This is a genomic window from Bartonella sp. AA9NXGY, from assembly GCF_042196845.1.
Lineage (GTDB): Bacteria > Pseudomonadota > Alphaproteobacteria > Rhizobiales > Rhizobiaceae > Bartonella.
The window spans coordinates 123337-131610 of the sequence record NZ_JBHIRB010000004.1; the positions used below are offsets into that span (position 1 = coordinate 123337).

Here is an 8274-nt window from a genome sequence, read left to right on the forward strand (position 1 = left end):
TGAGAAATGCAAGAGCCGTACAACGAAAAAAGAGATGCAAATGCCTTAATACGCGTTTAGCTTATCAAAAAGGGGGATATAATGGCACTTTTTCCATTTTCTATTTCTGATATTGATGATCCGGAATGTATTCGTGTGGTTCTTTATGCTAGCGGAAGAATGGGACATGCTCCTTTAAACGCATTGTTGAAGAAAGCATATGAAGATATTACAAAAATTGCAAAGCGCATGGATGCTTTAGAAAAAAAATTAAATGCTCTAGATCTTATCAATGTCGAACAGAAAAAAAATGAGAAAGAAGAGAAGCAAGACAGTATTAATAGTGTTGTGAGTGGTGGAATAACGACACCAAACAGTTTTGTGAGCGCACCAGAAATTAAAACAGAATCATCGTCCGTTGGAGACATATTTTTTTCTCCAATATACGAGGCGCCAAAAATAGACTACAGCTCTTTTATTTCAAAATTTACAGCACATAAGCCGCTAGAAATACACAGTAGTGTTACTCAAAACATCAGTGTTGAGCATTCTAGAGAGATTTCTTCTTTGTTAGATAAGGAAAAATAGAAAAGAGTGATCATAACAATATGTATGGGTTGAAGTTATAGATGAGATAAACCTGATTTATATCTTCGGTGGGGATTGGAATTGCACTCTGTTTGAGATGTTAAAAAATGGTAAAAATTGATAGAGAAGCGTTGTTGCTGGATAAGTTGATCATGCGTTGTTGGGGAGAGTAGGGCGCATATTGAAATCTAAGGGTAAGTTTTTAAAGCCTACAGAGCAAGGAGCCATGCCCAAATAGAAACGCATGGCAAAAGAAGCTTTAAAAAGATAAAAAATCGTGCAATCATTTTAAAAAGCTTTTGGATAGAGCGTTTGATGATTTTAACTCTATAAATAATTTGCGGTTTTTACGCTTTTTTAAAAGAGAAAAAGTGCAGTTCATCGCAATTTTAATTTGTTAAAAATCCCATAAAAAGAAAATGTTAATTGCCAAAAGGACAAAAGCAGAAAAATGCCTATAAAAAAATCATGCGTATCGTTGTGTTTTTTCTTATAAAGAAGAGAAATGCTGTACTGTTGGAGCAGGCTTGAAGGCTAACGTTTCACTTGTTTTCTTATCAGACAAGATTGTACAAGCGGTTGTTGATTTGTCTTATCCTGTTTATGCTGTAAAGACTGTCCTTTCAGGTGTGATGATATAAGGCAAGTCTCTTTGTAAGAGCTTCCATGATACAAAAAGTGTTTTTTAAAGGGCGTGGCAAATATTTAAGGCAGGCTTATTTGTTGAGCTTTAAGTTTAAATCAATCACATGTGAGAAAGCCAAATGGACCCCACTGCAATCTGGGCTGTTGATAAATCAGATTGGGTGAAGAATCTTCATCTTTTGAAGTGGTGAATGTAAGTTAAGAAAAACCAGCTTTTACAAGCGTAAAAGAACGGGTCTTATTATAATTATGGACTTAAATCATGTGTGTTTTTTCATGGATTATATTGAGATAAAGCTACAAAGTATTTTGATTTATTTGATACGTTTTTATTTTAGAAAGTGTATTGTTATAAACAGCTCTCCTCAATACGAATGTATCATTATTTATACTCTTTTTGGATATTTTTATAAATATAATTAAAAAGCTTGCAATACTATACGTTTTGTGTATAAGTATTTATTATTGATTTCTTTTGTATTTTATTTAGTTATATCTCTATTCATAAGCCGCGCCTTTAAATGGTGCGGCTTTTTTTACTTTCTAATAACAGGGGCGCTATATATTTGTTATTGAGATGGCTTTGGATATTTTTCTCATTATTGTATTTTGTGATTTCATTTTGCAGTGAAATCTTTAAATTCTTGTGTGTTTTATCCCAATAGGGAAGATTCAAATAAAAATGCAGGCGTCTGGGTTTGGTTTCTTTGCTTTGGTTGGGGGGCGTTGAATAGTTAAAGAATCTTTGTGATTGTTTGACGGAGAATGATATGAGGTGAAGCATAAAATGGTGGCGCATTTGAAGGGCCATTATCATACATGCCAGCATGGTCAAAAATGCAAATGTGTCTTTAACAGTGTTTGTTGATCTCGATTAGAAAGTCCATTCTTTTTTGTTAGGAGTTTTACATCTATAATCTCTTATCTTGTTTTAGCGACTGCTTTTTGAGGGGGCGGTAATAGAAGGCGTATAAGATTTTATATATATGAAGTGTTTGTGTGGTGAATAACGGTAAATCCATTGAGCACTCCCATCTTTACGCTTATGTAGAGGCAAGCCCGCACCATTATTGTATTTTCTAGCTCCCAATATTTACGACAGCCTTGGTTCGTGAGATGCTTCATAAGAGCCATATGCCTTTCTTATACAGTTTTTAATCCACATACCAGTTCCGCTTGTAACTTGTAAGCGACATGGTTTTGATTGTTTCAATAGAAAACAAACTTCGGATGAGAGAATCCTATGGTGTTCGGGTTTCTCATTCAACGTGCAAAACAATAAATACTCTTTGTAAATCAATGTGATGTGTCTTAACAAAGACGAATTGTTTATAGATCCGCATGGATGAAGAATCTTTGTCTTTAAAAGTGGTGAGAGAAAATCATCAGCCCTATTTTTTCATAAAGGGCATGAGAAAAGTGTTTCATAAGAATTATATACGATAAGAATTATACGGTAAAAAAGAGAGTCTTTTGACATAAGAGTCTTGATCGTTTGCGGCTATAACCTGTATTGTGTACACAGATACTTCTATCATTTTTTGCTGTAAAAGCTTCTCTTGGGATATTAAAGGGTACAATCTTTATGGAAAAAAGAATCCGAGCAAGACAAAAGGCTTATTTCAAAAGATTATATCGCAAGATTGCTTTTGTTTGCATAATACTTTTTTGTATAGTGTTTTTGTGTTTTGTTGTTGCAAAGGTGGTTAGTTATTTTTCTTCTCATAAAAAAGTAACACAACAAGCACCCGTTGAATTGGTTATTCCTGTTTTTGATCTACGCGTATATTGCAAGGAAATTTCTGCCTCCGTTATGCCCGATATGAAAAGAGAGGTTTATCAGCATTGTCTTAATTTGGAAAGTGAGGCCTATTTTGCTATTCGTGAAATGTGGGATAAGCTTTCTGATAGTGCTAAAAAACAATGTTTGACGAGGGTCCGTCCTGGGGATGGAAATTATTTTCTCTTACGAGACTGTTTTCTGAATGAAAGAGAAAATAAAACAGGCAAAAGGCGCAATTACTTTTAAGTTTTTATATGGAAAGTTAAAAGGATGCGAATTTTGATAAAAAGATAAAAGCCTCTTAAATGACTATCTGCCTCATGACCAATAGCAGCTTGATTTATTTATCTTGTTATATCGCACTTCTTATTTAAGGTGTGGCGACATAAGGTATGGATGGCCTCCTTGAAATATTTAAGGGGGCGGGGTGGAGTTTCAGGAGGGTTTGTTGCGCTTTTTAAAGGGAAATAACGAGTGTGGGAAATCCATTTCGTAATGGTTTTGGTGAATGGTATAATGGTAAAACCCTCATGAATGTATAAAATTTATAGAGCATGTTCATCTTTATGGTTTGAAAAAGAGTAAGCTGGTACTATCTCACACTTTGTTCCGCTTCCAATGGTGCCTCTCGACAGCCCTTTGGCCTTAGAGAGGGTTCATAAGAGGCACTTTTAGTCTTTTTTTTCGTTTTTACTCCACGCAGGTTTTCCTACGTGTAACATGCAAGAAAAAGAGATTGATTCAATAGTAAACAGATTGAGGATGAAAAATCCTACGATATTAATTTTCTTACTCAACACAAAAAATATGAATTACCATTACAAATCAATTCAGTGTATGAATTTTATAAGTATTTTCATTGTTGACAGACCAGTGTGATTTGAGAACCTTCATTCTTTGAGGGTGTAAGTCAATAGACATGACAAAAATGAGTAAAAAACATTCCTTTTATAAACATTTACGGCTTCTTCATGCGTAAAGCGCTGTGCTGGGTTTAAAAATGTGCTTGTTTTATAATTCTAGTTTTCTTTATCAGAAAAGATAAGTAAGGAAATACGTTAGGCCATTCTTATTGATAGGCTTTGAGGAGGGTATTTTTTTGAGAAGAAGCTGATTTTTAAAAAAGTGTGACATATTGGTCGTTTTTTTCATAATTTGATATTTTTTTGTATTTAAATATTTTGTTTTTAAGCTCAATTTGTTATAAATAAAAACTGTGATTAACTTAAAAACTCTATGGGTTAAAATAAAAATTGATAGTATCATTGACTTGTTTGGGAAAGAAGATTGATCTCTTGGTGATTATAGGGCTTGAATAATACTTCGTGTTAATCTATCTATAAAAGTTAAGAGGTTTTGTGAGGCGATCGTGGATTATCGCTCGCAAGGGGTTGCTTTAGCGATGAAGAGAGGCTATATTTATAAAATAAAGAGGTTCGCGCAGTGACTCGTTGGGATGGAAGTGCTTGTGAGTTAAATGCACGAGGGGGTAGAGGATATCGGCGTTTTTAGGAGCGGTGGTTTTAGAGCAAAAAAGGAAGCTTCTACTATTCTCTGGCAGGAATTTTTTCTTTGTCGGGTGTGTTATATGTGTGTTTTCCTTTTTGTTTTCCACAAGATAATTATTTTTTTTTAGTGAAATATGGTTTATTTTAAAAAAAACACTTGGCATTTTACGTGAACATCATTAGGTTTCTGCTGTTTGACAGAGAAAAAGGGAATTTTTGATTTACGATTTCCCTGCTGTTTTGTGATTTTCAAGAAAATATATGCTTTTATCAATATCAGTAGGGTTCGTTTGAGTGAAATAAACGCGGATAGCTTGATAATCGTATGTTAAACATGATCAGCATTATCAAAAGATAATGTAATGAGGAAGCGTCAATTAAGACACACATAAGACAAACACTCCAAAAAGGGATAAAGATGAGGCCACAACAAAATAGACGGGTACGCGGTCGCAATAATAACAATAATGGTAATAACAATAATAATCGTCGCGGTCCTAATCCGTTGTCTCGCAATTATGAAAGTAGCGGTCCGGATGTTAAAATTCGCGGGAATGCTCAGCAAATTGCCGATAAATACATAAGCCTTGCGCGTGATGCACAAGGTGCAGGTGATCGTGTTATGTCGGAAAATTATTTACAACATGCCGAGCACTATTTGCGTATTATTTTAGCAGCAGCTGGGCAAATGTCTCAATCGGTTCGGCGTGATGAAAATCGTGGTGATGAAAACGAAAATCGTGATGAAAACAATGGGCAAGAATGCGGTGAAATAAATCTTGATGGTGAAAAAAAGGATGCTGTCGAGGGTGATACAGATGTATTACAAATGTCGTCGCAAAAAAATGGCAATGGCCAATATGATAAAGCGCAAAATGGGGATGCGCGTGAAAACGCTTTAGAGGCTCTATCGGATGAAAAAACAGATCAAGAGCACTGCCTCTCTGAGAAAAATGTTGAACCTGTCAAAAAAATACGTCGTTCTCCTCGTCGACGTACTGTACGGACTCAAGATGAATCATCTCTTGAGCTTTCACTTACAACAGCAGAAAGCTCTAGCAATGGAGATGCATCAACAGCAACAAAAACAGCAACAAAAGAGGATTCTTCTTTGCCTGGATTAGGTGAGGGGATACAGAGAAAACCACGCCGTCGCCGAGTGGTCAATCTTGAGGCAGAGGAAAATGTTTAAACCTGAAGTGTGCTGTATAAGCGCTTGTGTGGTGATGTTATTGGTATCATGATAATAAATTATAATATGCTCAAGAAGCTTCTTGCGCTTTCCTTGAGTTTTCACGGGGCTGTATTGAGACTTAACGAAGGCTGTTGACAGAAAAGATTGCCTCTTTGCTGAGATTTAAGTAAGGGGATACAGGGGAAGATGCGTCGTCGCTCAAGTGGTCAATCTTGAAGCAGAGGGAAATGTTTAAACCTGAAGGGGGCTGTATAAGCGCTTGTGGTGATGTTATTGGTATCATGATAATAAATTATAATATGCTCAAGAAGCTTCTTGCGCTTTCTTTGGATTTTCACCGGCAATATTGAGACTTAACAAAGGGTGTTGACAGAAAAGATTGCCTCTTTGCTGAGATTTAAGTAAGGGGATACAGGGGAAGATGCGTCGTCGCTCAAGTGGTCAATCTTGAGGCAGAGGGAAATGTTTAAACCTGAAGGGTGCTGTATAAGCGCTTGTGGTGATGTTATTGGTATCATGATAGTAAATTATAATATGCTCAAGAAGCTTCTTGCACTTTCCTTGAATGTTCACGGGGCTGTATTGAGACTTAACGAAGGCTGTTGACAGAAAAGATTGCCTCTTTGCTGGGATTTAAGTGAGGGAATACAGAGAAAACCACATCCGTGTATTTTAAGAGGCAGTTCTTTTATGAAGAACGCAATGTCGTTGTTTTATTTAATTCACACTTATATTCAATGTATTCATGCCCATTTCGCACTGGTGTTCATGAATTCTATCATGTGAAATCCATCGGTTATCTTTGCTTAATAAAAGATGTAAACTGGGCGTTATTGCTTTAATTTTCAATGTTGCAACAGTTCTTCTTTTGATACCTGATCATTCATAAGAGGTATTTTATTCATCCATTTCCTTGCTGGGATATGTGAGGAAATGATTTTGATTCAGTTTTTTATGAACAGATTTGAAAGGGAGAATCTTACAGTATTTGAGGTTCTCATTTGACATGCAAAATAAATCATCACTATAAATTAATATGTTGAATTTTTGCACTCAAGAAGAGGTATTTCTTGCACGTTTATTAGCTTTTCCCAAGTGATGTCATTTTCTTAAAATGGGAATGCGTTGACAGAAAGGTTTCTTCTTTTCCAAGATTTAAGTGAGGGGATACAGTAAAAAACGCGCCGTCGCCCGTGTGGTGGATATTTAAGACTTATCACATTAATTTATAATAATAATTCATTGTTTTGAATGTTAGGTGAGAGCCCCTAAACCCCTAGAATTCTCTCATTTCCAAATTTGTTCCATGTTGGATCAACAAAAACCATTCGCTTGCACGTTGCAAACGGGGAGAGCCCGTGTGGATAAATTTGTATAAGAAGGAATAAAAATGGCTCTTATGAACTCTCTCTAGCGCCAAGGATTGTGGGCAACATCCACGAGTTGGTAAAGCGTGTGATAATGCCGGCTTGCAGAAAATGTTTAAACCTTCAGAATGCTATGTCAGCGCTTATTGATGTTAGTTTTCTTAATGAGGCATTATCTTCGCTCTCTCTTTTGTTGTTTCAACAGAAAGAATGGAGACAAGTGCACCGGTATGATAATTGTAAATCATAAATTTTGTTTGTCCATCAGGGGTTAAAACTTTCAGTACAATATTGTGTTCTGAGAGGCTTTGCGACAAAATCTGTGTTTTTTCCGGTAGAGAGAGCGTATGATGGATAACGTGTGGGTTTTTGCTGAGAGAGGAAGATAGCTCTGTTTGTTTTGGCGCTGATCCGGTTTTTATCACTTTATAAACAATTAAAAACAGTACGGTTAGAATAAGGAAAAGCGTTATTAAAACGGAAATAATCATTAAACCCATAAGTTTTTTTCTCACTCGTTCTACGGCAGGGTCTAAAGGGAGATCTTGAGGCAGAGAATTTTGCTCTGTGTGATGGTCTTTTGAAGGGTGCATTCGCTTATTATCCATCATGTCTTCCATTGATTATTTTTTTGAGATCTGATGGGTTTATGCTTTTAAAGTTTTTTGTGCAAGAGGTTTGTGGAAGAAGAACGCAAAAGAGGAAGCGATGTTGGTAAAATATCTTCTTTGTGGACTGTAGACAGCTTGTCCTTTACGTTTTGGCTTTTAAGAAGAAAATTTCCACGGTTTGTTACAGACCAGATCAAGTTTACTTCTTGTTGATGTAAACTGGGTTGTACGTTTATACATTGAGCAAAAATTTGTTGTCCATAAAGTGCAAACTTTTTTGTGGACGGTATCATGGCTTGTTCACAAGCTTGAGCTGTTGGGTAAGTTTTAACCATTGTATTGTTCGAATAGCAACTGTTAAAATCATCCGTACATGAAACCAATAAGAGGATAAAAACAAGGGGATTCATAAATTATTTTCCAAATGAGTAGTTGACAGTGTGAACTCCAATTTGTCAGCCTAGGGGCTTCTTCACTGTTAAACGCTTTCACAGTTTTTTAGTTCCCCTTTGAGATGCGTTTTCCCCTTTGAGATGCGTTTTCCCCTTTGAGATGCGTTTTCCCCTTTGAGATGCGTTTTCCCCTTTGAGATGCGTTT

5 protein-coding genes and 1 pseudogene are annotated in these 8274 nt (G+C 36.1%); 3 read left to right on the forward strand and 3 right to left on the reverse strand.

Annotation, left to right across the window (positions count from 1 at the left end; genetic code table 11):
- Positions 1-81 precede the first annotated feature (81 nt).
- Positions 82-567: a hypothetical protein gene (locus tag ACFIM6_RS03625; protein ID WP_375611687.1), complete on the forward strand. Its 486-nt coding sequence runs from the start codon at positions 82-84 to the stop codon at positions 565-567.
- Between the two features lie 1642 nt (positions 568-2209).
- Here ACFIM6_RS03625 and ACFIM6_RS03630 read toward each other — a convergent pair.
- Positions 2210-2305, reverse strand: a pseudogene (locus ACFIM6_RS03630) (DUF4102 domain-containing protein); the annotation flags it as partial.
- Positions 2306-2797: 492 nt separating this feature from the next.
- Here ACFIM6_RS03630 and ACFIM6_RS03635 point away from each other — a divergent pair.
- Both ACFIM6_RS03635 and ACFIM6_RS03640 read left to right on the forward strand, forming a co-directional pair.
- Positions 2798-3241, forward strand: a complete 444-nt coding sequence (locus ACFIM6_RS03635; RefSeq protein WP_375610680.1) for a hypothetical protein — start codon at positions 2798-2800, stop codon at positions 3239-3241.
- Positions 3242-4921: 1680 nt separating this feature from the next.
- Positions 4922-5695: a DUF4167 domain-containing protein gene (locus tag ACFIM6_RS03640; protein WP_375611688.1), complete on the forward strand. Its 774-nt coding sequence runs from the start codon at positions 4922-4924 to the stop codon at positions 5693-5695.
- 1531 nt (positions 5696-7226) lie between these two features.
- On the opposite strand, the gene ACFIM6_RS03645 is transcribed toward ACFIM6_RS03640, so the two are convergent.
- Both ACFIM6_RS03645 and ACFIM6_RS03650 read right to left on the reverse strand, forming a co-directional pair.
- On the reverse strand, positions 7227-7676 hold the full coding sequence (locus tag ACFIM6_RS03645; RefSeq protein ID WP_375611689.1) for a hypothetical protein: 450 nt from the start codon (positions 7674-7676) through the stop codon (positions 7227-7229).
- A 44-nt stretch (positions 7677-7720) separates the two neighbouring features.
- On the reverse strand, positions 7721-8086 hold the full coding sequence (locus ACFIM6_RS03650; RefSeq protein ID WP_375610682.1) for a hypothetical protein: 366 nt from the start codon (positions 8084-8086) through the stop codon (positions 7721-7723).
- Positions 8087-8274: the final 188 nt, after the last annotated feature.

Coding starts and splice junctions, on each gene's coding strand:
- ACFIM6_RS03625 (WP_375611687.1), top strand. CDS start 82: ATGGCACTTTTTCCATTTTCTATTTCTGATATTGATGATCCGGAATGT.
- ACFIM6_RS03650 (WP_375610682.1), bottom strand. CDS start 8,086: ATGAATCCCCTTGTTTTTATCCTCTTATTGGTTTCATGTACGGATGAT.
- ACFIM6_RS03635 (WP_375610680.1), top strand. CDS start 2,798: ATGGAAAAAAGAATCCGAGCAAGACAAAAGGCTTATTTCAAAAGATTA.
- ACFIM6_RS03640 (WP_375611688.1), top strand. CDS start 4,922: ATGAGGCCACAACAAAATAGACGGGTACGCGGTCGCAATAATAACAAT.
- ACFIM6_RS03645 (WP_375611689.1), bottom strand. CDS start 7,676: ATGATGGATAATAAGCGAATGCACCCTTCAAAAGACCATCACACAGAG.